Origin of the sequence: Stenotrophomonas sp. CFBP 13718 (assembly GCF_014842145.1) — a bacterium.
GTDB lineage: Bacteria > Pseudomonadota > Gammaproteobacteria > Xanthomonadales > Xanthomonadaceae > Stenotrophomonas.
This window is the reverse complement of record NZ_JACYVC010000002.1, coordinates 503,820-529,713: the sequence shown is the minus strand read 5'-3', so window position 1 is coordinate 529,713 and position 25,894 is coordinate 503,820. Positions and strand designations below refer to the sequence as shown.

Annotated in this window: 24 protein-coding genes, 1 other RNA gene and 1 riboswitch; of the genes, 17 read left to right on the top strand and 8 right to left on the bottom strand. The window is 66.0% G+C overall.

Annotation, left to right across the window (positions count from 1 at the left end):
- Window positions 1-63 precede the first annotated feature (63 nt).
- Window positions 64-215, top strand: a riboswitch (FMN riboswitch).
- A gap of 74 nt (window positions 216-289) precedes the next feature.
- The 5 genes from IFT58_RS05815 to thiL all read left to right on the top strand — a co-directional run bounded on the left by IFT58_RS05815 (window position 290) and on the right by thiL (window position 4,067).
- Window positions 290-892, top strand: a complete 603-nt coding sequence (locus IFT58_RS05815; RefSeq protein ID WP_192094149.1) for a riboflavin synthase — start codon at window positions 290-292, stop codon at window positions 890-892.
- The gene (ribB, locus tag IFT58_RS05810) at window positions 889-1,989 is read left to right on the top strand and encodes a 3,4-dihydroxy-2-butanone-4-phosphate synthase (RefSeq protein WP_188326057.1); all 1,101 of its coding nucleotides are present in this window, start codon (window positions 889-891) and stop codon (window positions 1,987-1,989) included. The genes IFT58_RS05815 and ribB overlap by 4 nt, the downstream gene beginning before the upstream one ends.
- An 80-nt stretch (window positions 1,990-2,069) precedes the next feature.
- On the top strand, window positions 2,070-2,537 hold the full coding sequence (gene ribH / locus IFT58_RS05805; RefSeq protein WP_192081176.1) for a 6,7-dimethyl-8-ribityllumazine synthase: 468 nt from the start codon (window positions 2,070-2,072) through the stop codon (window positions 2,535-2,537).
- The gene (gene nusB / locus IFT58_RS05800; protein ID WP_188326059.1) at window positions 2,534-3,013 is read left to right on the top strand and encodes a transcription antitermination factor NusB; all 480 of its coding nucleotides are present in this window, start codon (window positions 2,534-2,536) and stop codon (window positions 3,011-3,013) included. Before ribH ends, nusB begins: the two co-directional genes overlap by 4 nt.
- A gap of 91 nt (window positions 3,014-3,104) precedes the next feature.
- A complete protein-coding gene (gene thiL, locus IFT58_RS05795) occupies window positions 3,105-4,067 on the top strand; it encodes a thiamine-phosphate kinase (protein WP_192094148.1) in 963 nt (320 codons plus the stop codon).
- Between the two features lie 33 nt (window positions 4,068-4,100).
- Here the strand turns inward: thiL and IFT58_RS05790 are convergent, their stop codons facing one another.
- The 3 genes from IFT58_RS05790 to IFT58_RS05780 form a co-directional block, all read right to left on the bottom strand.
- Complete coding sequence (locus IFT58_RS05790; protein ID WP_192094147.1) at window positions 4,101-5,084, bottom strand: fimbrial protein; 984 nt, start codon at window positions 5,082-5,084, stop codon at window positions 4,101-4,103.
- A gap of 7 nt (window positions 5,085-5,091) precedes the next feature.
- Complete coding sequence (locus tag IFT58_RS05785; protein ID WP_192094146.1) at window positions 5,092-5,865, bottom strand: molecular chaperone; 774 nt, start codon at window positions 5,863-5,865, stop codon at window positions 5,092-5,094.
- 67 nt (window positions 5,866-5,932) lie between these two features.
- The gene (locus tag IFT58_RS05780) at window positions 5,933-6,448 is read right to left on the bottom strand and encodes a fimbrial protein (RefSeq protein WP_192094145.1); all 516 of its coding nucleotides are present in this window, start codon (window positions 6,446-6,448) and stop codon (window positions 5,933-5,935) included.
- Window positions 6,449-6,684: 236 nt separating this feature from the next.
- On the opposite strand from IFT58_RS05780, the gene IFT58_RS05775 reads away from it, so the two are divergent.
- The gene (locus tag IFT58_RS05775) at window positions 6,685-9,192 is read left to right on the top strand and encodes a fimbria/pilus outer membrane usher protein (protein ID WP_192094144.1); all 2,508 of its coding nucleotides are present in this window, start codon (window positions 6,685-6,687) and stop codon (window positions 9,190-9,192) included.
- 37 nt (window positions 9,193-9,229) lie between these two features.
- Entirely contained in the window at window positions 9,230-9,745 is a 516-nt protein-coding gene (locus IFT58_RS05770) for a fimbrial protein (protein WP_342029535.1), read from the top strand.
- A 404-nt stretch (window positions 9,746-10,149) separates the two neighbouring features.
- Here the strand turns inward: IFT58_RS05770 and IFT58_RS05765 are convergent, their stop codons facing one another.
- Genes IFT58_RS05765 through IFT58_RS05755 form a run of 3 tightly spaced genes read right to left on the bottom strand, consistent with a single transcriptional unit; the run spans window position 10,150 to window position 13,648 of the window.
- Window positions 10,150-11,535: an FAD-linked oxidase C-terminal domain-containing protein gene (locus tag IFT58_RS05765; RefSeq protein WP_192094143.1), complete on the bottom strand. Its 1,386-nt coding sequence runs from the start codon at window positions 11,533-11,535 to the stop codon at window positions 10,150-10,152.
- Window positions 11,536-11,568: 33 nt separating this feature from the next.
- Window positions 11,569-11,934, bottom strand: coding sequence for a YraN family protein (locus tag IFT58_RS05760; RefSeq protein WP_192094142.1), 366 nt, complete (start codon window positions 11,932-11,934; stop codon window positions 11,569-11,571).
- Window positions 11,924-13,648: a penicillin-binding protein activator gene (locus IFT58_RS05755; RefSeq protein ID WP_192094141.1), complete on the bottom strand. Its 1,725-nt coding sequence runs from the start codon at window positions 13,646-13,648 to the stop codon at window positions 11,924-11,926. Before IFT58_RS05755 ends, IFT58_RS05760 begins: the two co-directional genes overlap by 11 nt.
- A 150-nt stretch (window positions 13,649-13,798) precedes the next feature.
- Between IFT58_RS05755 and rnpB the strand changes: the two genes are divergently transcribed.
- An RNA gene (gene rnpB / locus IFT58_RS05750) (RNase P RNA component class A) lies at window positions 13,799-14,149 on the top strand.
- A 74-nt stretch (window positions 14,150-14,223) separates the two neighbouring features.
- Here the strand turns inward: rnpB and IFT58_RS05745 are convergent.
- A complete protein-coding gene (locus tag IFT58_RS05745) occupies window positions 14,224-14,709 on the bottom strand; it encodes a DM13 domain-containing protein (RefSeq protein WP_192094140.1) in 486 nt (161 codons plus the stop codon).
- Between the two features lie 145 nt (window positions 14,710-14,854).
- Window positions 14,855-15,607 (bottom strand): NRDE family protein, encoded by a 753-nt coding sequence (locus tag IFT58_RS05740; protein ID WP_192094139.1) that lies wholly within the window; start codon window positions 15,605-15,607, stop codon window positions 14,855-14,857.
- Window positions 15,608-15,931: 324 nt separating this feature from the next.
- Between IFT58_RS05740 and mraZ the strand changes: the two genes are divergently transcribed.
- Genes mraZ through murG form a run of 9 tightly spaced genes read left to right on the top strand, consistent with a single transcriptional unit; the run spans window position 15,932 to window position 25,870 of the window.
- Entirely contained in the window at window positions 15,932-16,378 is a 447-nt protein-coding gene (gene mraZ / locus IFT58_RS05735) for a division/cell wall cluster transcriptional repressor MraZ (protein ID WP_042613641.1), read from the top strand.
- Window positions 16,379-16,392: 14 nt separating this feature from the next.
- On the top strand, window positions 16,393-17,361 hold the full coding sequence (rsmH, locus tag IFT58_RS05730) for a 16S rRNA (cytosine(1402)-N(4))-methyltransferase RsmH (RefSeq protein ID WP_192081350.1): 969 nt from the start codon (window positions 16,393-16,395) through the stop codon (window positions 17,359-17,361).
- Window positions 17,358-17,621 carry a cell division protein FtsL gene (ftsL, locus tag IFT58_RS05725; RefSeq protein WP_188326069.1) on the top strand — a complete coding sequence of 88 codons (264 nt, stop codon included), beginning with the start codon at window positions 17,358-17,360 and terminating at the stop codon, window positions 17,619-17,621. The genes rsmH and ftsL overlap by 4 nt, the downstream gene beginning before the upstream one ends.
- A complete protein-coding gene (locus IFT58_RS05720; RefSeq protein ID WP_192094138.1) occupies window positions 17,618-19,471 on the top strand; it encodes a penicillin-binding protein 2 in 1,854 nt (617 codons plus the stop codon). Before ftsL ends, IFT58_RS05720 begins: the two co-directional genes overlap by 4 nt.
- The gene (locus tag IFT58_RS05715; RefSeq protein WP_192094137.1) at window positions 19,468-20,955 is read left to right on the top strand and encodes a UDP-N-acetylmuramoyl-L-alanyl-D-glutamate--2,6-diaminopimelate ligase; all 1,488 of its coding nucleotides are present in this window, start codon (window positions 19,468-19,470) and stop codon (window positions 20,953-20,955) included. Before IFT58_RS05720 ends, IFT58_RS05715 begins: the two co-directional genes overlap by 4 nt.
- A complete protein-coding gene (gene murF / locus IFT58_RS05710) occupies window positions 20,952-22,346 on the top strand; it encodes a UDP-N-acetylmuramoyl-tripeptide--D-alanyl-D-alanine ligase (RefSeq protein WP_192094136.1) in 1,395 nt (464 codons plus the stop codon). Before IFT58_RS05715 ends, murF begins: the two co-directional genes overlap by 4 nt.
- Window positions 22,336-23,421: a phospho-N-acetylmuramoyl-pentapeptide-transferase gene (gene mraY / locus IFT58_RS05705; protein ID WP_188326073.1), complete on the top strand. Its 1,086-nt coding sequence runs from the start codon at window positions 22,336-22,338 to the stop codon at window positions 23,419-23,421. Before murF ends, mraY begins: the two co-directional genes overlap by 11 nt.
- Window positions 23,421-24,782 carry a putative lipid II flippase FtsW gene (gene ftsW, locus IFT58_RS05700; protein WP_188326074.1) on the top strand — a complete coding sequence of 454 codons (1,362 nt, stop codon included), beginning with the start codon at window positions 23,421-23,423 and terminating at the stop codon, window positions 24,780-24,782. Before mraY ends, ftsW begins: the two co-directional genes overlap by 1 nt.
- Window positions 24,779-25,870 (top strand): undecaprenyldiphospho-muramoylpentapeptide beta-N-acetylglucosaminyltransferase, encoded by a 1,092-nt coding sequence (murG, locus tag IFT58_RS05695; RefSeq protein ID WP_192094135.1) that lies wholly within the window; start codon window positions 24,779-24,781, stop codon window positions 25,868-25,870. The genes ftsW and murG overlap by 4 nt, the downstream gene beginning before the upstream one ends.
- Window positions 25,871-25,894: the final 24 nt, after the last annotated feature.

Sequence of the window (25,894 nt, the reverse complement as noted above, 5' to 3'; positions counted from 1 at the left end):
TTTTACAAAAAGCGAGCCTTCAGGCAGGCCTGTTAGAATGCCTGCGCCGGTTCGCCGGTATACAAACGTCTTCAGGGCGGGGTGCGATTCCCCACCGGCGGTAGGTGCCTTCGGGCATGAGCCCGCGAGCGCTCCGGTCCACCTTGGGCAGGAGGTCAGCAGATCCGGTTCGATGCCGGAGCCGACGGTGATAGTCCGGATGAAAGAAGACGGTGCCACGGGGCGTGATGCTCCGTGCGTACCTGTTTGCCTTGCGGCGTTTTTCGCTCACTACCCGCGGAGAACGTTCTTGTTTACTGGAATCATTGAAGGCGTCGGCCGTCTGGCCGCGCGCGAAACCCTCGGCGGCGATGTCCGCTTCACTTTCCACGTCGGCAGCCTGCCCTTCGACAGCGTGCAGCTGGGCGAGAGCATCGCCATCAACGGGGTATGCCTGACGGTCATCGCATTCGATGCGCAGACCTTCCAGGCCGATGCGTCGACTGAAACCCTTGGGCTGACGACGCTGGGCAGCCTGGCGGAAGGGGCGGTCATCAATCTGGAGCGCGCGATGCGTCCGACCGATCGCCTCGGCGGGCATCTGGTCAGCGGCCACGTTGACGGGCTGGGGCAGGTGCTGTCCATCCATGAAGACGCGCGCGCCCAGCGTTGGCGCTTTGCCGCACCGAAGGCGCTGCGGCGGTATATCGCCAAGAAGGGATCGATCTGCGTCGACGGCGTGAGTCTGACGGTGAACGAGGTGGATGACGAGGGCTTCGAGGTCGCGTTGATCCCGCACACCGTTTCGCACACCGCCTTCGCCGCCAGCACCGTCGGCAGCGCGGTCAACCTGGAAATCGACCTGGTCGCGCGCTATGTCGAGCGTCTGCTGGGTGAAGGAGCACGCGAATGAACTTCGCCCCCATTCCCGAGATCCTGGAAGACATCCGTCTGGGCCGCATGGTGGTCATCGTGGATGACGAAGACCGCGAAAACGAAGGCGACCTGATCATGGCCGCCGAGCTGGTCAAGCCGAGCGACATCAATTTCATGGTCACCCATGGCCGTGGCCTGGTGTGCCTGCCGCTCACCCGCGAGCGTGCCGCTGATCTGGGCCTGGCGCCGATGGTGCAGGCGAACACCGCCCAGTTCCAGACCAACTTCACGGTCAGCATCGAGGCGGCGGAGGGGGTTACCACCGGTATCTCCGCCTATGACCGTGCGCATACCATCCGCACGGCGGTGAAGCCCGATGCCAAAGCATCGGACCTGCATCAGCCGGGCCATATCTTCCCGTTGATTGCCCAGCCCGGCGGCGTGCTCACCCGCGCCGGTCATACTGAAGCGGGCGTGGACCTGGCGATGCTGGCAGGGCTGGAGCCGGCCGGCGTGCTGGTGGAAATCCTCAACCCCGATGGCAGCATGGCGCGTCGCCCTGAACTGGAAGTCTTCGCCCGCGAACATGGCTTGAAGATGGGCTCCATCGCCGACCTGATCGCCTATCGCCTGGCGACGGAGAAGACGGTGGAGCGCGTTGACGAGCGTGAGATCGAGACCGAGTTCGGCGGCTTCACGCTGGTGACGTACCGCGACCGGATCGCCCACGACCTGCATTTCGCACTCGTACGGGGCACCCCCGACGCGCAGACGCCGACGCTGGTGCGGGTGCAGGTGGAAAACCCACTGGCCGACCTGCTGCACTGGCGACGCGATGATTTCGGTGTCGCCGCCACCGACGCGCTGCGCGCGATCGCGGCCGCCGACAGCGGGGTGATGGTGGTGCTGTCGGCCCCGCGTGACAGCGAGACGCTGCTGTATCGCCTGCGCCAGCAGCCGCAGCCGGTCACGCCGGGCAAGGACAAAGATGTAAGCCAGTGGCGGCGTAACGGAGCTGGCGCGCAGATCCTGTCCGACCTCGGGTTGGGCAAGCTGCGGGTGCTGGGCACGCCGCGCCGGCAGATCGGTCTGGCGGGTTATGGGCTGGAGGTAGTGGAAACCGTCGGCTGTTGAGGTAACCCGCGGCTGCCGCCACGCACGGCGGCAGCCCGTACACGGTAAACTTACCCCCCACTCAGGTCCCCCAACTCCCCATGAGCCATTTCGAAGGCGATCTTCGCTCTCCCGGATCGGCGCGCTTCGCCATCGTGGCCAGCCGCTGGAATGCCCGCATCACCGATGCGCTGGTCACCGGTGCCCGTCAGGCATTGGCCGGCAACGGCGTCGCAGAAAGCGAAGTGGATGTGATCCGCGTTCCGGGCGCCTGGGAAATCCCCTTGGTCGCCGCACGTCTGGCCGCTGCACATCAGCACGCGGCCATCCTGACCCTGGGCTGCGTGATCCGCGGTGACACGCGTCATTACGAACACGTGGCCGACCGTTGTGCCGAAGGCCTGATGCGCGTGCAGCTGGATTTCGGCGTGCCGGTGCTCAATGGCGTGCTGGCGGTGGAGCGTGCCGAGGATGCCGAAGCGCGTGCCGGTGGCAGCCACGGCAACAAGGGCGAGGAAGCCGCGTTGGCGGCATTGGAAATGACCAATCTTCTGGAGCAACTGCCATGAACAAGACCACCCAGGGCAGGCCGTCCGGCAGACCCGTACGCCGTGATGGCGTGGATCCGGTGCTGCGCTCGCGCGCGCGCCGCCGTGCGGTACAGGCCATCTATGCGTGGCAGATTTCCGGCGGCAATGGCCAGTCGCTGGTCGCCCAGTTCGCCCACGAACAGGCGCGCGAGGTGGCCGATCTGGCTTACTTCGAGGCGCTGGTGCATGGCGTGCTGGACAACCGTCGGGATCTGGATGAGGCGTTGTCCCTGTTCCTGGATCGTAGTGTCGAGGAAGTGGATGCGATCGAACGCGCGGTGCTGCGCCTGTCGGCGTACGAGCTGCGTTTCCGCGCCGACATTCCGTACCGCGTGGTGATCAACGAAGCCATCGAGTCGGCCAAGCGCTTCGGTTCCGAACACGGCCACACCTTCGTCAACGGTGTACTGGATCGCGCCGCGATCGAGTGGCGCAAGACCGAAAGCGGTCACTGACCGATGTGGTAGCGCCGAGCCACGCTCGGCGGCAATCCTTCAGCACGGCTCGCCAGCCCAGCCGGTCATGGGGCCGCACCCTCGGAGCCCCATGTCACTCGCCGAATTCGCCCTGATTGAACGTATCCGCGCCCGCAGCAAGGGGCGCGAAGACATCGTGCTCGGCATCGGCGACGATGCGGCGCTGCTGCAGCCGCTGGCGGGACACTGGCTGGCGGTAACCGCCGATACGCTCAACAGTGGCGTGCACTTTCCCGCTGAAACGCGGCCGGCCGACATCGGTTGGAAGACGCTGGCGGTCAATCTCTCCGATCTGGCCGCCATGGGCGCCACACCGGCATGGGGCACATTGGCGTTGTCGCTGCCAAGCGCGGAAGCGGAGTGGATCGATGCGTTCGCCGACGGCTTCTTCGCGCTGGCGGACGCGCACGATTGGCGGCTGATCGGCGGCGATACCACGCGCGGGCCACTTTCGCTCTCGGTCACTGCGTTCGGTCACGTGCCACAGGGCCAGGCACTGCGCCGCGATGGCGCGCAGGCGGGCGACGATGTCTGGGTCAGCGGCACGCTGGGCGACGCGGCAGGTGCGTTGCAGCTGTGGCAGCGCGGGACGCTGCAGGTGACCCATCCGGCTGCGGATGCAGACATGGAGTTCCTGCGCCAGCGCCTGTTGCGTCCGACGCCGCGTGTGGCACTGGGAACGGCGTTGCGCGGGATTGCCACAGCGGCAGTGGACATCTCAGACGGGCTGCTCGCCGATCTTGGCCATATTGCAGCAGTCAGCGGAGTGGCGGTCCATCTCAATGCGGAATTGGTGCCTTGCTCCGCGTCTACAGAGCGGGTCATCGGGCGTGAAGCCGCACGGCAGTGCGCGCTGAGCGGTGGCGACGACTACGAGCTGTGTTTTACCGCGTCCCCATCATGCCGCGCGGCGCTGGCTGAGATTGCGTACAGGCTTTCCCTCGATATCACGCGCATAGGGCACGTTGCCAGTGGCGCGGGCGTTCACTGCCCAGGTTCACACGCGCGGCAAGGGTACGCGCATTTTCTCTGACCCAGCCCTTTGCACGTTCTGTGCGAAGCGATATCAGCGGTAGGTCGCCGTCAGTGTCGCTTGACCCTGAAGCGTGCCGGGCTCGATCGCCGTGCCTGTTCGCAGGTATCGGGCCGCAAGATCGATGGTCTGGTCCCCAGCGTGTGCCGTGCCATGCACCCAGCTGGCGCCGAACCGGACCGGTAGGCCGCTGCGCATGAGTTGGATGGCTGCGCCTTGGCTGGACGTGCCCGCAACCGGCGTCAGCGTACTGCCCCGATTAGCAGGGTCCAGCGCATCGCGAAGCGTCAGCTCGACCGTGGCGCCATCGCGGGGGCAGTTCATTCCGATCCTGAGGTCGCGCGCTCCCGCCGCATCCCCGACGCGCGCCAGTTCGGTGGCAGTGATCGGGGCGAGGTCCAGCGACGTGTTCGACAAAGTGCAGGTCGGTGCAGGGATCTTCAAACTGAAGGACAGCGCATGCAGCATGCTGCCGTCAGCAGGGTAAGCGGGCAATCGACTGGACGACATCAGTGATCCCGGCGCCACATCCGTCATCTGCCCGCCACGCGAGTAGATGAAGAACCGGAGCACCGCCCCCATCCGCTTTCCGATCCCGGTCGATACGCGGAAGGAGTTCGAGGTGGTGGGATTGAAGGGATACTCGACACCGCCACCCGGCGCGAGCTGCGCGCGCTGGAAGAAAACGAGGGCGATCAGCGGGGATCGTGGACCCCAGCCGTAAGCGGGATACATTCTGCCGCGCAAGGGCACGTCGCGCACGTAGGTCAGCCCAGCCATGCTGGGGGTGCTGTCGAAATCGAGCCATACGTTCGATGGGCAGTCGCTGAACTGAAGTCCACTTTCGTCTGAGCTGTTGCCACCTTGGAAAAGCAGGATGTCCGGGCGTGTTTCGTCGGCAAGGATGACCTCGCCTGCATCGAACGTATCGTTGGCGCTCACTACGGTGCACGCCGATACTACGGCGCTGGCCGAAGCCAACAATGCGCCAGTGATTAAGGTGATCGGCGGGCCCATGCGCATCTCAGCGACCTTTTCGTGCGGTACGAGTGTCCGCCGCAGCATCTGAAGCGTTGATGGAGGTGGTGTGCTGGCGTTGAGCACCGTAATCGTCTAGCCATGCGATCGAGACAGGGGCAGGTACGGGCAAAGCGCGGTCGAGCGGGATACGCAGTTTTCCGAAGGGGGGCACCATGTCGGCGGCGAGTTTGCGGCCGTCCGCCAAGGTCACGCTCGCCAGCGTGACGTGATACGCAGAAGGATTATTGATCGTGAGCTGGGGGCTCGGGCCCTCACTGGCCGTCCACTTCAGGGCGGCCGCCGCGTCGGCTGCCTTGCCTGCCAATCCGGCGGGACGATGGAACAGCTTGATGCGTGTGCGGATGGCGAACTGCAGCAGATTCGCCGTGTCCGACGTCTCAGGCCTGGGGGGGATATCCAGCAGGTTGAAGTAAAACACCGACTCACGGTCCGCGGGCAGCGCCGCATCTGAAGGGCGGGGTGCATACGTGATGCGATAGGCCTGACCCTGATGCGGCTGAAGCAGGCGCGGGTCGGCCGGGGTCAACCGAAACGGCGTGCGGATATTTTCCGGGCGCGCGTGGCTGTCACCGTCGTCGATCCAGACTTGAGTCAGTGCGGCCTGCTCGCCGGTATTGCGCGCGCGTAGCGTGACATCGCGGGTGCTGGCGGCATCGTGCACGATGCGTGTGCCCTGCAAGGTCACCGCCGCCGCCGCCGGCTGGGACGCCAGAGCGGACAACAGCAGCACGCTGCAGCGTAGAGACTGAAAGTTCATTGCATACTCCCGTTGATCAGACTGCAGGGTGCGGCGGACGCGGGCGCCGCACCCGCGAAGCCCCGGCTTACTTGTACAGCACCACGAAATTGCCGGTGGCATCGGCCGTGCCTGCGGTTGCGTTCTTGCCCGGCGAGGCATACCACGCGCTGTAGTCCAGCTTGCCCTTGGCATTGGCCGCAATGGTGATGCTAGTGGTCGGCTCATCGCCCAGTTTCTGATGGGCGCCATTGGCGTCGTAGAGCGCTACGCCCACGTTCTTTGCGGCCGATGTCGGCGTGAGGGCCAGATTGCCGGTGCTGCCATGCTCGGCCCCGCCGAAGCGCACGGCGACCGTCTGCGCTGCCCCCGAACCGGTGCAGTCCAAGTTGATGCTGAAGTTCTTCTGGCCAGCGCGCGTATCAGCATTGACTGAGGCCAGATCGACCGTGCCCATCTGAACGGATATGGCGCCTCCACTGGCTTGCACCTTGCAGGTGGAGGTCTCCAGCTTGCCGGTTATCTCCAAGCGTTCCGCCAGTGCGACGGAGGTGCCTGCAGTGAACAGGGCAGTGGCGAGCAATAACTGAGTGGGGGCTTTCATAGGTGAATTCCTGAAGCAAAAGTTTGGCCAAGGGCAACGATGCCCGGGACGCAAAGTGTTTCCGCTTTTCGCCGCCAGCACCATGCGGAGAAATGTAATTTTGTTTTGCAGCGCTATTACTCTTGCGCGGCGAGAGGATTGCAGTTTTTCGGATGGAAACGCTGCAGCCTCAACTCTAACGTCGCACTTCTTCTGATCTGGAGGCAGCGCGTGTCGTGCACGTTGCGCCTATTGCGATGCCTATCAATTCCACCGTTTCGATTAACTCCGTCGGCTCCCTCACCCTCGCTATCACCATAGCCCTGAGCACATGGACTGCACAGGCGGAGACCGCCTCCCCACTTCAGTTCAGCGATGGATTTCTCGCGGGCGGCACGTCTTTCGATCTGCAGCATTATCTCGATCAGGATCGATTCCAGGATGGATCGTACCCGCTGGATATCGTGATCAACGGCAAGTGGCATGAATCGGCTGAGGTCGCTTTCCGCGATGGCGCTGCCTGCCTCACCGTCGGGATGGTGCAACGACTGCATTTGAAGGTTGCGTATCACGAGACGCTCGCTGCCTACCCTGCTGCATGTGTGCCCCTTCCGACGTTGATTCCAGGGGCGACCGTGGAGGTGGACGGTGCCGCGCTGCAGTTGCAGATCGGTATTCCACAGGCGGCCTTGGCGTCGGGTGCGCGTGGCGAAGTAGCTGCGGCCCAGCGTGACCAGGGCATTTCCGCCGGTTTCATCGACTACACCTTCAACGAAAACCGGAGCAACGGCGGCAGCGCGCGCTATCTCAGCCTACGGTCGGGGCTTAATCTGGGGGCTTGGCGGCTGCGCCACCGCGCATCTCTCAGCCAGGATCACCGCGCGATGCGATACAACGTGCTCGGCAGCACTCTGCAGCGCGATCTGCCGGCGTGGAACAGCCAGTTGGTAATTGGCCAGGCCTATACGGGTGGTGATCTTTTCCCGGGCATAGCTTTTACCGGCGTGCGCGTCGCTACCGATGAGCGCATGTTGCCGGATTCGTTGCGTGGCTATGCGCCTGTGGTGCGAGGCGTCGCTGACAGCAACGCCGTAGTGCGGATCCGCCAGAACGGCGTGGTCATTCACGAGGTCGCCGTTTCGCCTGGTCCTTTCCTTATCGACGACCTGTATCCGACCAGCTTCGGTGGCGACCTGGAGGTCAGCGTGATCGAGGCCGATGGTCGCGAGCAGCAGTTCCTTGTGGGCTTCTCGGCCGTTCCGCAGGCTTTGCGCGCAGGTGCAACGCGCTTCAGCGCTACTGCAGGCACGCTGCGCAGCACGGGGCGCGCATTGGATGCCTGGCGCTTTACCGAGGCCACGTATGCACGGGGCATCGGCAATCCGCTGACTTTGGTCGGGGGCTTGCAGTTGGCAGAGTATTACCGGGCGGCCGTGGTGGGTGCAGCGGTCAACACCCCGCTCGGCGCGTTCGGCCTGGACATGACCCGGTCGCAGCTGTTCAGGCGGAACACTGCTGCCATCGCGGGAAACAGTCTGCGGGTGAACTATCAGCGCTACGTCGAGCGCACAGGGACCCACGTGGGGGTGGCGGCCTATCACTACAGCACCGGCGGATTCCTTGCGCTGGCCGACGCCGTGCACGCGCCTAGCCGGGGAAACGACGTAGCGCCGCAGCCACGCCAGCGCTATCAGGTGAACCTGTCCCAGCGCCTTGGTGAGCGAAGTTCGCTGTACATCAGTGGGGGGCATGCGTCGTATCGCGATGGTGCGCAGCGGCAGAATGACGTGCAGTTTGGCCTCCAGAGCACGCTTGGTCGTGCCAACTACGGTGCATCGGTGACGCGTTATCGGAATGGCATGCAGGCGCAGCACGACACCCGTTACGCGCTGACCTTCAGCCTGCCATTGGGCGGTAACGCAGGTGCATCGCGGCTGCACGCTCTGCTCAGCCCCGCGCAGCGGGAGGGCAGGTTGCAGCTCGGCCTGAGCGGAACGTCGGGTGAGGCCGATGACGTCAGCTACAACGTGTCCGCGGCGAGTACGCACGGCCGTGCTGCGAACTACAACAGCAACGTGGCCTATCGCAGCGGCCTTGGCACGCTGACTGCCGGCTACGGCGGTGGCGCAGGGTATGACAGTCTAAACCTCGGCGCGGCAGGCAGCGTTGTATTTCATGCCGGGGGCATCAACCCGGGCGTGCCACTTGGCGATGGGTTCGCATTGATCCAGGCCGCCGGTGCCGTGGGTGCGCACGTGGGAAGCGGGGATCCGATCCGTGTGGCTCGCAATGGGTATGCCGTGTTGCCGCATGTCAGCCCCTATCGCTGGAACCAGATCGATCTGGATCCCGCCGGGCTGCCGCTCGAAATCGAACTTCAGCAGACCTCGCAGCGCGTGGCGCCTACTGCCGGCAGCATCGTGCGCGTGGTCTTCGACGCCCGTGCTCAGCGCACGCTCTTCATTGATGCAACGGATGTTCACGGTGACCCGCTGCCCTTTGCTGCGCTGCTGGAGGACGAAGAGGGGCAAGCAATGGGGGCGGTGGGTCAAGGTGGCGTGATTCAGCTTCGCGGTGCACTGGATAAGGGTGTGTTGATTGTCGATCCGCAGGGGTCACGACGCTGTCGCCTGGACTATCGCATCCCGAACGCAGCCGACGTCCACGGCCTGTGGTGGCACGTTGCGCAGTGCGTCCCGCTTTCATCCGATGAATTATCTCCGCCCCTACCGCTGCCCTTGCGCAGCGTAGATGCTCCGCAATGATCCCCTCCCTGTGCGCACTTCCTGTAAGGATTTTCTCGTGAACCTGACCTCTCGATTTCCATCGTGCATGCTGCTTGCCGCTGCTCTGTTCGGCGTTTCACCAATCAGCCGGGCTGACAGCGCTACGTTGACGATTTCCGGCCGGGTGGATCCCGGAACCTGCACCTTGGTGGCGAGCGCGGTCGTGCTCGATCCCATCCGTGTGGACCAGCTCCGGCAAGGCGACAACGCGCTCAAAGCCAGTACGTTGCAGCTCAACAACTGTGTTGGGGTGACGACGGCCACGCTCAGCTTTGACGGCACGGAAGCGGATCGCGATGCGCAACGCTGGAAGAACACCGCGGTACACGGGCCTGCCAGTGGCCTCGCCGTGTCGCTGCTGTCCGGCACCGCAGGGACGACGTACCTCAAGAGGGGCGACAGGATTCCGGTGACGGTAACGGGAACGAGCGCGAAGCTGGATATCCGCAGTGGCTACTACCTTGCGGTGGCGGCTGGCGTTTCTGCAGGTTCAGTCAGCACGGAAGTCACGATCACGGCAGAGTACAAATGACGGGGTAGCAGCGAGCGGGGCGCTGCGCGGAGGATGTTCCGAAGGGGGGGCGTGGCGGAGGTTTCGGTCGAAGTCCTGCTGGCACTGAGCGGGGCGGCATCGGAATGCAACACATTGCGCGGACATTATGTTTGGGCGGTAACTGGGTATCCGAGGAATGAACTCCAGCCGAATATTGTGTAGTCACCGTCGACGCCGTCGACGCCGTCGTTCAGTACGCGAAGCAGCAGGCGAGCTTGCACGGGCGGGGCAGACCGCCGCGACGCGTGATTTGGACGTAAGCATCAACGCTGCCCTGCTGCCCTGCTGCCCTGCTGCTGGCAGCCTGGTGTGGAGAATCTCAATGGTGCAACCGGTCGCGCGACCGCACTTATCGGTAGTAGGACTGGAGGTGTGCCCCTCTCCTACGGCGGCGGCAGCACCTTGCCCGGATTGAGAATGCCGTCCGGATCCAAGGCGGCCTTGATCGCGTGCATCGCGGTTAAGGTTTCCGCGGTGAAGGCCTGCGCCATGAAGTCACGCTTCGCCAAGCCAATCCCGTGTTCGCCGGACAGCGTCCCTTCCAATGCCAGCGTCAAGGCGAAGATACGCGGCAGGGCCGCGTGCGCACGGGCGTTTTCGTCGGCGTCGTCCGGGTGATACAGGATGTTGACGTGCAGGTTGCCATTGCCCGCATGGCCGAACGTCACGATGGTCAGGTCGAACTCGCGTGCCAAGGCCTGCACGCCGGCGACCAGGGCCGGGATGCGTGACACGGGCACCACCACGTCCTCGTTGATCTTGCCCGGTGCGATGCTGCGCAACGCAGGTGACAGCGCCTTGCGTGCAGCCCACAGCTTTTCGCGCGCGGCACCTTCCATCGCAACGTCCAGCGACAGCATGCCATCGCCTTCGGCTGCGCTGGCCAGGGCCTGCAGCAGATAGGGCAGGGTGTCGTGGTCGCCGTCCGCCTCGATCAGCAGCATGGCACCGGCCTCGGGCACGTCCGCGCCATTTCCGCGCAACAACTGCAGGCTGCGCGCGTCCATGAACTCCAGGCGCGTGGGCGTGACCGGTTGTGCCATCACCCGTGACACCGCCTGCGCTGCCGCGTCGGCATCGCGGTACAGCACGCGCAACCCGGCCTGCGCCACCGGCAGTGGCGTGAGTTTCAGCGTGGCTTCCACGATCAAGGCCAGCGTGCCCTCGCTGCCGATCAGCAGATGCGTCAGGTCGTAGCCCGTGGCGTCCTTGGTGTAGGCACCGCCGCAGCGGATGAGATCGCCAGTGCCGGTCACCGCGACCACGCCCAGCACGTTGTCGCGGCTGCTGCCGTACTTCACCGCGCGCGGTCCGCCCGCGTTGCAGGCCAGGTTGCCGCCGATACTGCAGATGTCTGCGCTGGACGGGTCCGGTGCCCAGAACAGTCCGTGGGGTGCCAGTGCGTGCTGCAGATCGCCGTTGAGCACGCCCGGCTGCACGATGGCGCAGCGGTCGCCAGGGCGCACCGCCAGGATCTGCGCCATGCGCGCGAACGACAGCACGATGCTGCCCTGCAGCGGGACGGCGGCACCGGTTGTGCCGGTGCCCGCACCGCGCGCCACCACTGCCACCCGATGCGCGCGGCAGGCCCTGACGATGGCCTGCACCTGCTCTGGGGTGGACGGCAGCGCGACCGCCAAGGGCAACTGGCGACGCCAGGAATTGTCCTGCGCGTTCGCATCCAGCGCGGCGGTGTCGGTGCGCCAGCCGTCGGCGCCGAGCAGCAGGGACAGTTCGGCAACCAGGGGGGCGGGCAGTTCGGTGTTCATCGCGATTCCAGCAGAGGCAAAGGAATGATGGGCTCAGCCGTCCAGCCGGAACGCATCGCGCAGCCAGTGCAGTCGCGGTGGTTCGCCGCTCGCCTGCACGACATCGAAGCGGCACGGTCGCTCGCAGAGCGTCGGGTGGGACTGCAGGTAAAGCTGTGCGGCGAGGATCAAGCGCTGCTGCTTGCGGCCATCCACCGACCCCGCTGCGCCGCCGAAATCCGAGCGCGCCCGGTAGCGGACTTCGACGAACACCACCGTGCCGTCGTGGTCCATCACGCGATCCAGCTCGCCGCCGCGGTAGCTCACATTGCGGTCCAACACCTGCAGGCCCGCGTCACACAGCAGGCGTTCGGCGGCCGCCTCGACCGCGGCCCCGCGACGGGCTCTGTCAGTTGGCATTGGCGATCGGCATGGGCCGCCCGCCATTGAACGTGGACCAGGCAGGAACGCGCAGGATGTTGCCACCGCCGTCCAGGTACAGCGTGCCTGTTGCGCCGGCCAGGCCGCCCTGGGCTGCCAGCGATTCCATGTAGGCGCTGATCTTCCAGGCGTCAAAGCCGAAGGCGAACAGACGCCCGGCAGCACCGCGCGCGCTGGGCAGCAGCTGACCGGCACTGCTGGCGCTGGGCAGTCCTGCCACGCCGCGCACGTTCCACGCTTCGTTGGGATAGATGATGCCGTCCAGGGCAACATCCTCTTCCGGCTTGCCACTGCCGACGGTCAGCTGCGAAGTGCCCACGCGCGTGCCGCCGCCCACACCGGCCAGTGCCAGTTGCGGAGCCAGCTGCCGCGCCTGCGGTGCACGCACCGCCAGCAGCACGCCATCGGCCGGTTCTGCCGTACGCAGGCGCGCGCTGATGTCGCCCACCGTATCAGCCACTGCGACCGTCGCCAGTACCTGGCCGCCGCGCTGGGTGAAGCGCTCGGCGAAGGCGGCGGCGGTGCGGCGACCGGTGTCGTCACTGCTGTGAACGACGATCACTTTGGAGCGCTCGCGACCGCGCAGGTACTCGGCGGCCATGACGCCGTCGTCTTCCGGTGCCAGCGAGAAACCCGCGCTGCCGGCCGGCGGTGCACCCTTGCCGCGATTCAACGCGAGCACCGGCACCGGCAACTGCGCGCGGCCATACACGGCGTCCACTTCGTCGCGCCCCAGCGGGCCGACGATGAAATCAGCGCCGCTGCTCACCGCCTTGTCGTAGGCGGACAGCGCTCCGGCGGGCGTGCCTGCGGTGTCGATGAAATCTATTTCCGGCCGGCGTCGGCTCTCACCGTAGTAACCCGTCAGCAGGCCATCACGCACGGGTTGTGCGGCAGTGGCCAAGCGCCCGGTCAACGGCAGCAGCACCGCCAGTTTCACCGGCGGCCGGTAGCCATCGCTCATCGCTGGCGGCCGCTTGCTGGTATCGAACTGCACCGCGGCCGCATCCCGATCGAACGGGCGTGGCAACGGCAGGCCACGTGCCAGCAGGGCGCGACCGGCGAAGTTGTACAGCGGCTCATTGGCCGGCAGCGCGCCGGCACGTGAGCGCAGCGTCGCGTCATCCAGACTGCCCAGCAGCGCGGTAATGGCGGCCTGGTTGTCACTGCGGGGCTGCCCGGTCAAGCCGGCGTTCGCACGTGCACGTTCCTGTGCGGCACCAAAGCTGTCGCCGCTGGCCTGCAGCGCGGCGGCGCGTGCCAACTGCCAGCGCGCTGCCAAGGCGGGCAGTACCTCCGTGCCGGGCTCGGACAGCGCAGCGAGGGCGGCGGCCGGTTGTTTGTCGGCCAAGGCCAGTTCCGCGGTCACCAGCAGGTAGCGCTGGCGGCTGGGCGCGGCCAGCTGGCGCGGCTGCACCTGTGCCAGCAGACTGCGCGCGCGCGTCGCATCGCCTGCCTCGTGCCAGGCGAACGCGGCGTCCGCCAGTGCATTGCTGCGCGCGGCGCCGCGCAGCGTGCCGGCCAGGCTTTCCAGTTGCAGGGCGGCATCACGCGGGCGACCTTGCTCGATCAGCAGCAGTGCCTGGCTCTGGGCGGGCGACTCCGGCGCACTGGTCAGGCTGGTGGTGGCGCAACCGGCCAGCAGCAGCAAAGACAGTGACAGGGCGGAGATCCGGACGACAGGCTTGTTCATGATCGAGTCCATGCAGGGAGGTCGGCGGCCGTGGCCAAGTACACCGGTGGATTCTACCCTTGAGCTCGCAGCGCCGCTGAACTCGTCGTTGACCTCTCGCTGACCACGCCCGCGCTACCCATGCCGCATCTGTGGGACAATGCGCGCGGCGGAGTCGGCCAGACAGTCGCGTCATCCCTTGCGGATGCCGAGGAAAGTCCGGGCTCCATAGGGCAAGGTGCCAGGTAATGCCTGGGCGGCGTGAGCCGACGGAAAGTGCAACAGAAAGATACCGCCTACGTCTTCTTCGGAAGGCCGGTAAGGGTGAAATGGTGCGGTAAGAGCGCACCGCGAGTCTGGCAACAGACCGGTACGGCAAACCCCACCTGGAGCAAGACCAAATAGGGACCTCATGGCGCGGCCCGCGTCGGGTCCGGGTAGGTTGCTTGAGCGCCGTGGTGACGCGGCGCCTAGAGGAATGACTGTCCACGACAAAACCCGGCTTATCGGCCGGCTCCGCCACTTCCTTCAAAACGTCCAGCCGCAGCATTTACCCGCCGGGCTCGCCGCGTGGCGGCGAGCTGCATGGCGATGGCTCAGCGCTCCGGATCGCGATACTGGGCTGCTGAAATGAACTTCGAGAACGTTTCACACCACACCACCACCGTCGTGTAGTCCTTCACGTTGACGTCCGGCGGGACGTCGATCAGAAGGCGTTTGAAGGATCGTGCTTCGCCGACGCGGCGCGCCTGGGCCTTTACCTTCAGGAAGCCATCGATGGTGTCCACGTAGTCGCGGGTGAGATACACCTTGTAATCCGGCCCTGGCGCCATTTCGCCGGAAAACGCGATCGTCTTCTGGCCGACACCGACGCTGCCTTCAGCCCAGTGCAGCCGATCGCTGCCGGGAAGGTCGCGCTTGAACGCGGCGTGGTAGGTCGCATCGTTGATCGCCGTCCTGACAGCGTCCGCCGGCGGATCCGCAGGCGCGGTCAGGATGGGGAGCAGGTACACGCCCAGGCCGAAGCCCAGGCAGGCCACGAGAAAGTGACTGGCGGCGAGGAAGGACAAGCGTCGGCTCATGTGGTGACTCCACGGCAGTGTTGAAGACAAGCCTGCTGGGTACAGGGCATGCTCATCTTCAACGCGACAGCGCGCCGTTGTCAGTGGCATCCGCGAACGGGCATGGCGGTGGCAGCCCTGAGTCTCTGGGGTGCGCGCTGTCCGTTCAGAAATACAGCAGTCCCTTGCCTTCGGCAGCGCCGCCCGGGCCGAATCGTCGCTCGTGGATGGCGCCTTCCCCTGCATGGTCGACCAGGATGATCGTGCTGGCACGGGTGCCGTACTCGACGCCGCGGATGAACGCCGTGCCAAGCCACTGCTCGCGTTCGGGGCCGATGCCGGTATCCGGCAGGTCAGTGGGATCAGGCCGATGCTCGTCCGCAAGGGCGGCCCACAACCGATCAAGCGCGGGGGTGTCGGTCGCACACCAGTCGGCAATCGCGTCCATCAATCGCCGCGTCTTCGGCCAAGGGGTGTCGAGTGCGCCATTGGACATGCCGTGCACGCCAGGGGCGAGCCGCTGCCGACCGGCCGGATGGTTGCCAACGTACTCCACGCTGTCCGCATCCGCCAACAGCAGGTTGAACGGCGGGTAGGCCCTGGCACTGCCTGCCAATCCATCAGCGCATACGTGGGCCGGCACCGTGCCACGCAGATAGTCGGCCACCAGCGCGCCGCGGGATTCCCCTGCCTGAGCAGCGTGCGGATCCCGCACATTGGTCACCACCGCCATGCGTCCATCGGCGGCGACCCCGGCCCAGGCGCCGCCGGAGCGCAGGTCTCGCCCGCCGATCACGCGGGGTGCGTCGTTCCAGCGGGACAGCGGAGCGGTTGGGCGGGCGTGGAACTCGTCGCGATTGCCAGCCATCACCAACCGCCAGCGCGGGTGGTGGAGCCAAGCCAGAGCAAGTAGGCACATGCGTCGCATTGTGCTGTTTTGCGCAACACCTCGCTACGGGATCGGCACAGTCAATGAATGCGCATCACATGTTTCACGCCCTCTACACACCCCTGAACTTCGCCCCAATCTCAAAATTTGAGACGAAACAGCAACTTGTGGATAAGCCTTGAACAAGTCTCTAAAGATTGCTGCAAGCCATTGATGGCACAGGTGATTTCCCCCTGCAAAAGTTGTTGACAACCCTTTGACCGCTGATAAGGTGGGCATCAGAGGGAAAACCGGGTCTTTTGTGGTTTTTCGTGGTTCAATGTTTCATCCATCTGAAGGAAAGGTGCACGCGTCGTGTTTCAGGGCGAGACGGCCATCACGGTTGACGATAAAGGGCGCATGGCGGTTCCAACCGTTCATCGCGACCTCGTTGCGCGTGTGAGCAACAACCGGCTGGTCCTGACCTACAACCCCTTTGAATCCGGCTGCCTCTGGCTGTACGCGGAATCGGAGTGGGAGCGCGTGCGGGACGACGTGATGGCCAAGCCGAACACCCAGCGGGTCGTTCGGCTGCTGCAGCAGAAGCTGGTCGGTTCGGCCGCACACCTGGAACTGGACGGCAACGGCCGCATCAGCATCCCCGCCAGCCACCGCGGCGCGGTGGGCATCGAAAAAAAGGCGGTATTGCTCGGCATGGGTGACAAATTCGAACTTTGGAGCGAGCAGGCGCACCGCGCATTGATCCAGCAGACATTGTCTGACGAGGATCTGGGCGATGGGCTTCTCGATCTGAAATTGTGAGCCGGGGTGCCCGGGTGCGCGGAACAGCGCAGGCCGGTCACCTCCCGGTGTCGCAGTCGCCGGCGGGTCATCTGCCGGTCCTGTACACCCAGGTCCTTGAAGGCCTGAGGGTGATCGAAGACGGTGTGTACCTCGACGGCACGTTCGGCCGTGGCGGGCATGCGCGTGGCGTACTGGCCCAGCTTGGTGGCGCAGGCCGCCTGCTGTTGATGGACAAGGATCCGGAAGCCATCGCGGCCGCCGAGCGCGACTTCGCGCCCGACCCGCGCGTGTCGATCTTCCGTGGCAGCTTTGCCCAGTTGCTGCAGTGGGAGCAGACGGCCGACGGCCTGGATGGCGTGCTGTTCGACCTCGGCGTTTCCTCGCCGCAGCTGGACGTGGCCGAGCGGGGCTTCAGCTTCGGCAAGGACGGCCCGCTGGACATGCGCATGGACCCGGACAGCGGCGAGAGCGCGGCCCAGTGGCTGGCACGCGCCGACGACACCGAGATCGCCGACGTGCTGTGGACCTACGGTGAGGAGCGTATGAGCCGCCGTATCGCGCGGGCCATCGTGGCGCAGCGGCAGAAGCAGGCGTTCACCCGTACGGGGGAACTGGCTGACCTGATCGCGTCGGCGATGCCGCGCGGCAAGGACAAGATTCACCCGGCCACCCGCAGCTTCCAGGCGATCCGCATCCATATCAATCGTGAACTGGCCGACCTCGAAGCCGGCCTGGTCGCCGCCGTGGAGCGGCTGAAGCCGGGTGGCCGGTTGGCCGTCATCAGCTTCCACTCGCTGGAAGACCGCATCGTCAAGCAGTACTTCAACCGGCTGGCCAAGGCGCCTCCGAGTAATCGCCGTCTGCCGGAGCAGCAGGCCTTCGTGCCAACGCTGGACCTGATCGGCGGTGCGATCAAGGCCAATGACGACGAGCTGGCCGTCAATCCGCGCGCCCGCAGCGCGGTGTTGCGCGTGGCCCAGAAGCGTGAGGTGGCCGGGTGAGCCGGCTCATCCTGATCGTGCTGCTGGCCTGCACGATCGCCTCGGCGATCGGGGTGGTCTTCGTGCGCCACCGCCATCGCCAGACGTTCATCGAACTGGCGCGCGCCGAGCGCGTGCGCGATGAGCTGAACATCGAATTCGGCCGGCTGCAGCTGGAGCAGGCCACGTTGGCAGAAGCCAATCGCGTGGACCAGGTGGCCCGCGAGAAACTGGGCATGAAGTTTCCCGAAGCCGCCGACGTGGTGGTGATCCGCCCATGAGCCGGACCGGCCGCAACCGCCCCCGCAATGCCTTCAACCTGCGCCAACGGCTGCGCTGGGTCGCGCTGGCTCTTGGCCTGTGCTCGGTATCGCTGGTGGGCCGTGCCGCGTATGTGCAGCTGATCAACAGCGACTTCTATCAACGCCAGGGCGAAGCACGCTACCTGCGCGAACTGCCCATCAAGACCTCGCGCGGCATGATCACCGACCGCAATGGCGAGCCGGTGGCGGTGTCCACGCCGGTGGCCTCGATCTGGGTGAACCCGCAGGAGCTGCTGCGCTCGCCGGACCGCATTCCTGAGCTGGCCAGCGCGCTCGGGCTGGCGGTGGACGACCTGAGCAGCCGGCTGAGCCAGAAGTCGGACAAGGAATTCATGTACCTGCGTCGCCGGATCAACCCGGACGACGCAGAGAAAGTGGTCGCCCTGAAGATTCCAGGCGTGGCTGCACAGCGCGAGTTCCGCCGCTTCTACCCGCAGGGTGAGGCGATGGCCCACGTGCTGGGTTTCACCAACATCGATGATCGCGGCCAGGAAGGGCTGGAGCTGGCCTTCGACGAGTGGCTGCGCGGTGAACCCGGTGCCAAGCGGATCATCCGCAACCGCAAGGGCGAGACGGTGGAAAGTGACCTGCTGCGTGCCGCCACGCCGGGCAAAGACCTGACCCTGAGCATCGATCGGCGCATCCAGTACCTGGCGTACAAAGAGCTGCGCAACGCGCTGGTCGCCAACAAGGCCGCCGGCGGTTCGATGGTGATCATGGACGTGGCCACCGGTGAAGTGCTGGCGATGGTCAACCTGCCGACCTATAACCCGAACTCGCTGCAGGGCGCGATCCCGGACACCCGCCGCAACCGCGCGGTGACCGACCTGGTCGAGCCCGGTTCGACGATGAAGCCGATCACCATCGCGTCTGCACTGCAGGCCGGCGTGGTGACCAAGGACACCATCATCGACACCAACCCCGGTTACATGTCACTGGGGCGCTACACCATCCGCGACGTGCCGCGGAACAACGGCGTGCTCAACGTGACCGGTGTGATCACCCGCAGCTCGAACGTGGGCGCAGCCAAGATCGCGGCCAAGCTGCCCGACCAGGTGTTCTACGATTCGATCCACAGTTTCGGCTATGGCTCGCGTCCGGGCAGCGGTTTCCCCGGCGAATCCGCCGGCGTGCTGCCGCGCCCCGCGCGCTGGAGTGGTCCCTCCAAGACCACCATGTCGTATGGCTACGGACTGTCGGTCACACCCCTCCAGATCGCCACGGCATACTCGGCGCTGGGCAACGGCGGCAAATTGATTCCGCCGACCTTCGTCAAAGGCCAGCACAACGAAGCGCGTCAGATCCTTGACCCGCAGATCGCGAAAGAAGTGGTGGCGATGATGGAAACCGTGGTGACCCAGGGCGGCGCCAAGCAGGCGGCCGTGCTGGGGTATCACGTGGCCGGCAAGACCGGTACGGCGCGCAAGGCAGGCCCGGGCGGTTACGAGCGCGGGCATTACAACGCGCTCTTCGCCGGCGTGGTGCCGGCCAGCAACCCGCGCTTTGCCACGGTGATCGTGATCAATGATCCGCAGGCCGGCAAATACTACGGCGGCCTGGTGGCGGCACCGGTCTTCCACAATGTGATGGACGGTGCGCTGCGCCTGATGGACGTGCCGCCGGACGATATCCAGTCGTGGCTGGCCGCGCAGCAGTCCGGCAAGACCGGGCATTCCGCCTCGGTGTTGCCGACGCCCCCGGCCGACGCCGTGCTGCCTCCCGATGCCGCCGCCGAATTCGATGCGGCCCTGCCGACCGCGCAGGCACCTGCGACGCCGGTGCCCGCACCGACCGGGGGCACGCAATGAGCCGCACGATGGCGCTTTCCCGCCTGCTGCCTGACGTGGCCCTGGCCGGTCGGGATGTGGATATCCGCGGCCTGGTGATGGACAGCCGCGCCGTGCAACCGGGTGATGCCTTCGTGGCGATCGCCGGGTTCGGCGCACATGGCCTGGGCTTCGTCGAGCAGGCGCGTGCCAATGGTGCAGTCGCCATCCTGTTTGAAGCGCCGGCCCCTGCGGAGCTGCCTGCACCGTCGGATGCCATTGCCGTGCCGGGCCTGCGCGCCCGCATGGGCGCGATGGCCGACCAGTTCCACGGCGCGCCGTCGCGCGCGATGACCATGGTGGGTGTCACCGGTACCAACGGCAAGACGTCCACCGTGCAACTGCTGGCCCAGGCCTGGCAACTGCTGGGCACCCGCAGCGGCAGCATCGGTACCTTGGGCGCCGGCCTGTTCGGCGACGTGCAGCCGACGGGGTTCACCACGCCGCTGGTGCTGCAGATGCATGCGCTGCTGGCCGACCTGCGCGACGCCGGTGCGCAGGCCATCGCGATGGAAGTCAGCTCGCATGCGCTGGACCAGGGCCGTGTGGATGCCGTGCATTACGACGTGGCCGTGTTCACCAACCTCACCCGTGACCATCTCGACTACCACGGCGACATGGAGACCTACGGTGCAGCCAAAGAGCGGCTGTTCCATCGCGCCGGCCTGCGTGCGTCGGTGGTCAATCTCGATGACGCATTCGGTGCCACGTTGCATGCGCGCGTGCCGGCCAGCCAGAAGGCGGTGGGCGTCAGCTCGCGCGGTGCGTCGCAGGCCAGCGTGCGGGCGAGCGGGATCGTGCTGGACGGCCTGGGTGTAGCGTTCACGCTGACACTCGACGGGCAGTCGCGCGGTGTGCGCTCGCCGCTGCTTGGCCGCTTCAATGTAGACAACCTGTTGACGGTGGCCGGTGTGCTGCATGCGCTGGGGCAGCCGCTGGATGTCATCGTCGAGGTGCTGGCGCAGCTGCAACCGATCCGCGGGCGGATGAACCGCCTCGGCGGTGAAGCGGGGCAGCCGACGGTCGTGATCGATTACGCGCATACGCCGGATGCCTTGGAACAGGCACTGGACAGCCTGCGTGGGCATGTCGACGGCCGCCTGGTCTGCGTGTTCGGCTGTGGCGGCGAACGGGATACCGGCAAGCGGCCCCAGATGGCGGCCATTGCCGAACGGCTGGCTGACCAGGTGATCGTCACCGACGACAATCCGCGCAGCGAAGACGGTGACCGCATCGTGGCCGATATCCTTGCCGGCTTCGACAGTGCCGACAAGGTGGTGGTCCAGCGTGACCGCGCGCGTGCCATCGCCTTGGCGATCGGCGGGGCGGGACCGGGTGACATCGTGCTGATCGCCGGCAAGGGCCACGAGCCCTACCAGGAAGTCGCCGGAGTACGCCATGCCTTCGATGACACCGACGTCGCCGCTGCCGCGCTGGTCGCTGCGGTGCAGGAGGTGACGCCATGAGGCGCACCCTGCTGTCGTTGATCGCCCATTGGGCCGGTGGAGAGATCCACGGTGACGATGCGGCCATCGACGCGATCAGCAACGATACCCGTCAGATGGCGGCCGGCAGCCTGTACGTGGCGCTGCGTGGCGAGCGCTTCGATGGACATGATTTCGGTGCAGATGCGCTTGCGCGCGGCGCCAGTGCACTGCTGGTCGAACGCCTGCTGCCCTTGACCCTGCCGCAGGTGCTGGTGGCCGACAGCGAGCTGGCCCTGGCGCGCATCGCCGCCGGCATGCAGCGCGACCGCGCCACTGGTGTGTTCGCCATCACCGGCAGCAACGGCAAGACCAGCGTCAAGGCGCTGCTGCTGGGCATCCTGCAGCAGCACGCGCAGATCGCCGGCAAGGTGGTCTACGCCAATCCGGGCAACCGCAACAATGAGATCGGCCTGCCATTGGCCGTGATCGACGCGCCGGAAGACGCGGATTTCGCCGTGTACGAGATGGGTGCCGGCAAGCCGGGTGACATCGCGTACCTGACCGACATCGTCCGTCCGCGCTGGTCGCTGGTGAACAACATCGCGGCCGCCCATCTCGAGCGGATGGGCAGCCTGCAGGGTGTGGCCAACACCAAGGGCGCGATCTACGCGGCCCTGCCGGCGGACGGGGTGGCGGTGATCAATGCCGACGACGCCTTTGCGCCTTGGTTCGAGCAGCATTTCATCGGCACCCCGCCGCGCTGCGCAGTGTTGCGTTTCGGCCTGGAGCACAGTGCCGACGTGTTCGCCTCGGCAATCCGCTTCGATGCGGCGGGCAGTCATTTCGAGCTGCACACGCCGGTCGGGCAGGCTGCGGTGTCGCTGCCGTTGCCGGGTCGCCACAACATCGGCAACGCGCTTGCGGCCACCGCACTCGCACTGGCCGCCGGCATCCCGTTGGCGCATGTCGTGGCGGCGCTGGCCGTCACCGAACCGGTGCCGGGACGCCAGATCGCCCATCGGTTGCACAGCGGGGCCGTTCTGGTGGACGACAGCTACAACGCCAATCCGGGTTCGCTGGTGGCTGCCATCGAGGCGTTGGCCGGCAGCGGTGACGACGGCTGGCTGGTACTGGGTGACATGCGCGAACTCGGCCCCGATGCAGCCGCGCTGCACGCGCAGGCAGGCCTGCGTGCACGTCAGGCCGGGCTCAAGCGGCTGTACACGCTGGGGCCGCTCAGCGCCTCGGCTTCTGCTGCCTTCGGTGAAGGCGGTCGTTCTTTTGAAACCCATGACGCGCTTGCGCAGGCCCTGCAGCATGAACTGCATGCGGGCGTGCGCTGCCTGGTCAAGGGCTCCCGTGGCAGCGCCATGGACAAGATTGTGAAAGCGCTGCTCGCGCAAGGAGAGGAATCGCCTCATGTTGTATGAACTGGCCCGCTGGCTGCAGCAGTTCGAGAGCTCGTTTGCGCTCTTCAACTACCAGACGTTCCGCGCCATCCTGGCGGCACTGACGGCGCTGTTCCTGTCGCTGTGGATGGGCCCGGCCGTGATCCGGAGGCTCGCCCAGTTCAAGGGCGGGCAGCCGATCCGCAAGGATGGCCCGCAGACCCATTTCGCCAAGGCCGGCACGCCGACCATGGGCGGTTCGTTGATCCTGCTGACGGTCACCCTCGCGGTGCTGGCCTGGGCCGACCTGAGCAACCGCTACGTGTGGCTGGTGTTGGCGGTGATGATCTGCTTCGGTGCGATCGGCTGGTACGACGACTGGATCAAGATCGTCCGCCGTGACCCGAATGGCCTGAAGTCGCGCTGGAAGTACCTGCTGCAGTCGATCTTCGGCCTGGCCGCTGGCCTGTTCCTTTACTTCACCGCCGACGTGCCCTCCGCGCTGACGTTCTACATTCCGATGTTCAAGTCGGTGGCGCTGCCGCTGGCGGGCATCAGCTTCGTGGCCATCGCGTACTTCTGGATCGTGGGCTTTTCGAATGCGGTCAACCTGACCGATGGCCTGGACGGCCTGGCGATCATGCCGACCGTGCTGGTCGCCTGCGCGCTGGGCGTGTTCGCCTACGCGTCCGGCAACGTGGTGTTCTCCAACTACCTGCAGATTCCGCAGATCCCCGGAGCGGGTGAGCTGGTCATCATCTGCGCCGCCATCGCCGGCGCGGGCCTGGGCTTCCTGTGGTTCAACACCTACCCGGCCATGGTCTTCATGGGCGACATCGGTGCGCTGGCGCTGGGCGCCGTGCTGGGGACCATCGCGGTGATCGTGCGCCAGGAGCTGGTGCTGGTGATCATGGGCGGCGTCTTCGTGGTTGAAACCTTGTCGGTGATGATCCAGGTCGCCTCGTTCAAGCTGACCGGCAAGCGCGTGTTCCGCATGGCGCCGATCCATCACCACTTCGAGCTGAAGGGCTGGCCGGAGCCGCGCGTGATCGTGCGCTTCTGGATCATTTCGGTGGTGCTGGTGCTGGTCGGTCTGGCCACGTTGAAGGTGCGCTGATGAATGATCTCTCGCGCCAGGCAACACGCCTTGAAGCCATCGGAGGCCACTTCGACAAGTGGCTGCTCGGCGCGATCATCGCGCTGACCGGGCTGGGCGTGGTGATGGTCGCGTCGAGCTCGATCGCGCTGATGAGCAGCCCGTTCTATTACCTCAATCGCCATCTGATCTTCCTGGCGGTGGGCATCGTGCTGGCCGGGCTGGCCATGCGCACTGAACTGAAGACCATCGAGCAGTACAACCAGCTGCTGCTGCTGGGCTGCTTCGCCTTGCTGGTGGTGGTATTCGTGCCGGGCCTCGGCAGCAGCGTCAACGGGGCACGTCGCTGGATCAATCTCGGCGTTTCCAAGTTCCAGACGGTCGAAGCGGTCAAGGTGCTCTACATCGTGTGGCTGTCCAGCTACCTGGTGCGCTTCCGGGACGAGGTCAACGCGACGTGGCCGGCAATGCTGAAGCCGCTGGGCGTTGCCGGGGCGCTGGTGGTGCTGATGCTGCTGCAGCCCGACTTCGGCTCGTCCACGCTGCTGCTGGCGATCACCGCCGGCATGCTGGTGTTGGGCGGGGTCAACATGCCGCGCATGTCGATGCCGGTGATCATCGGCATGGTCGGCATGAGCGCGCTGGCGATCATCGAACCGTACCGCATGCGCCGCATCACCTCCTTCCTGGATCCGTGGGCCGACCAGCAGGGCGACGGCTACCAGCTGTCCAACGCGCTGATGGCCGTCGGCCGCGGCGAGTGGACCGGCGTGGGCCTGGGCAACTCGGTGCAGAAGCTCTATTACCTGCCCGAGGCACATACCGACTTCATCTTCTCGGTCACGGCCGAAGAGCTGGGTTTCCTCGGCACCTGCCTGGTGATCGCGCTGTACGCGCTGCTGGTGGGTCGCACGCTGTGGCTGGGCATGCGCTGCGTAGAGATGAAGCGCCACTTCTCCGGCTACGTGGCCTTCGGCATCGGGCTGTGGATCAGCATGCAGAGCTTCGTCTCGATCGGGGTCAACCTGGGCATCCTGCCGACCAAGGGGCTGACCTTGCCGTTGATCTCGTCGGGCGGTTCCAGCGTGCTGATGACCTGCGTCGCGATGGGGTTGCTGCTGCGCGTGTCGTACGAGCTGGATCGCGCCGAGCGCCGCCATGCCGTTCGCATGGGCGGGGGCGATGAGGTGGCCGACGAGATCGTGACCGCTCCGCCAGCGGGGCCGGCCGCGACGCCGAAGCCGTCCCGCGTCGCCAATGCGGGCGCACCGGCCACTGCCAGTACGAGCGCGACGCCGACCACCTCGGCGCCGGGCAGCACCACGCGTGGCACCAGCCGCCTGCAGACGCGCGTCGAGCCGACCTTCGGGAGGCTGTCATGAGCGCCATGCATGATGCGGCCCCGCGCCCCGTGATGATTCTTGCCGGTGGCACCGGCGGACACATCTTCCCCGGTCTGGCAGTGGCCAAGGTGCTGCGCGCGCGCGGTATCCCGGTCACTTGGCTGGGCGCTGTCGGCCAGATGGAAACCCGCCTGGTGCCGCAGCATGACGTGCCGATCGATACGCTGGATATCGCCGGGTTGCGCGGCAAGGGCAAGCTGGCCCTGCTCGGCGCGCCGTGGCGTCTGCTGCGTGCGATCCGCCAGGCAGGCTTCATCCTGCGCGACCGTCATCCGCGTGCGGTGATCGCGTTCGGCGGTTACGCCTCCGGACCGGGCGGGCTGGCTGCGCGTCTGCATGGGCTGCCCCTGCTGGTGCATGAGCAGAACCGCGCACCCGGCATGACCAACCGCTTCCTCTCCCGCTTTGCGCAGCGCGTGCTGACCGGTTTTCCCGGCAGCTTCGCCGCACGCGAAGAAGCCGTCGGCAACCCCGTACGCGCCGAGATCGCTGCGATTGCACCGCCCGAGCAGCGCTTCGCCGGTCGCAGTGGTCCATTGCGTGTGCTGGTGGTGGGCGGAAGCCAGGGCGCGCGCGCCTTGAACATGGGCGTCCCGCAGGCGATCGCCGCATTGGGTGCTTCGCATCCGGTGCAGGTGCGCCACCAGAGCGGCGAGAAAATGCACGCCGAGGCGGTGGAGGCCTATGCCAAGGCCGGGGTCACCGCCGAGATCACGCCGTTCATCGCCGACATGGCCGATGCCTTCGCGTGGGCTGACATCGTGGTGTGCCGCTCCGGCGCGTCCACGCTCGCCGAGCTGTGTGCCGTGGGCGTCGGCAGCGTGCTGGTGCCGTTCCCGGCCGCGGTCGATGATCACCAGACGCGCAATGCGGAATACCTGGTCGAGCGCGATGCCGCCGTGCTGCTGAAGCAGGGCGATGCGCTGGTCACCGGCATCACGTCACTGTTGCGTGAACTATCCGAAAATCCCGCCCGCCGCATGCAGATGGCGAAAGCCGCACGTGCGCTGGCCAAGGTCGATGCCGCAGAGCGCATCGCCGATATCATCCTCGAGGAAGCTGTATGAACACTGTGCCGCGCCAGCGCGCCG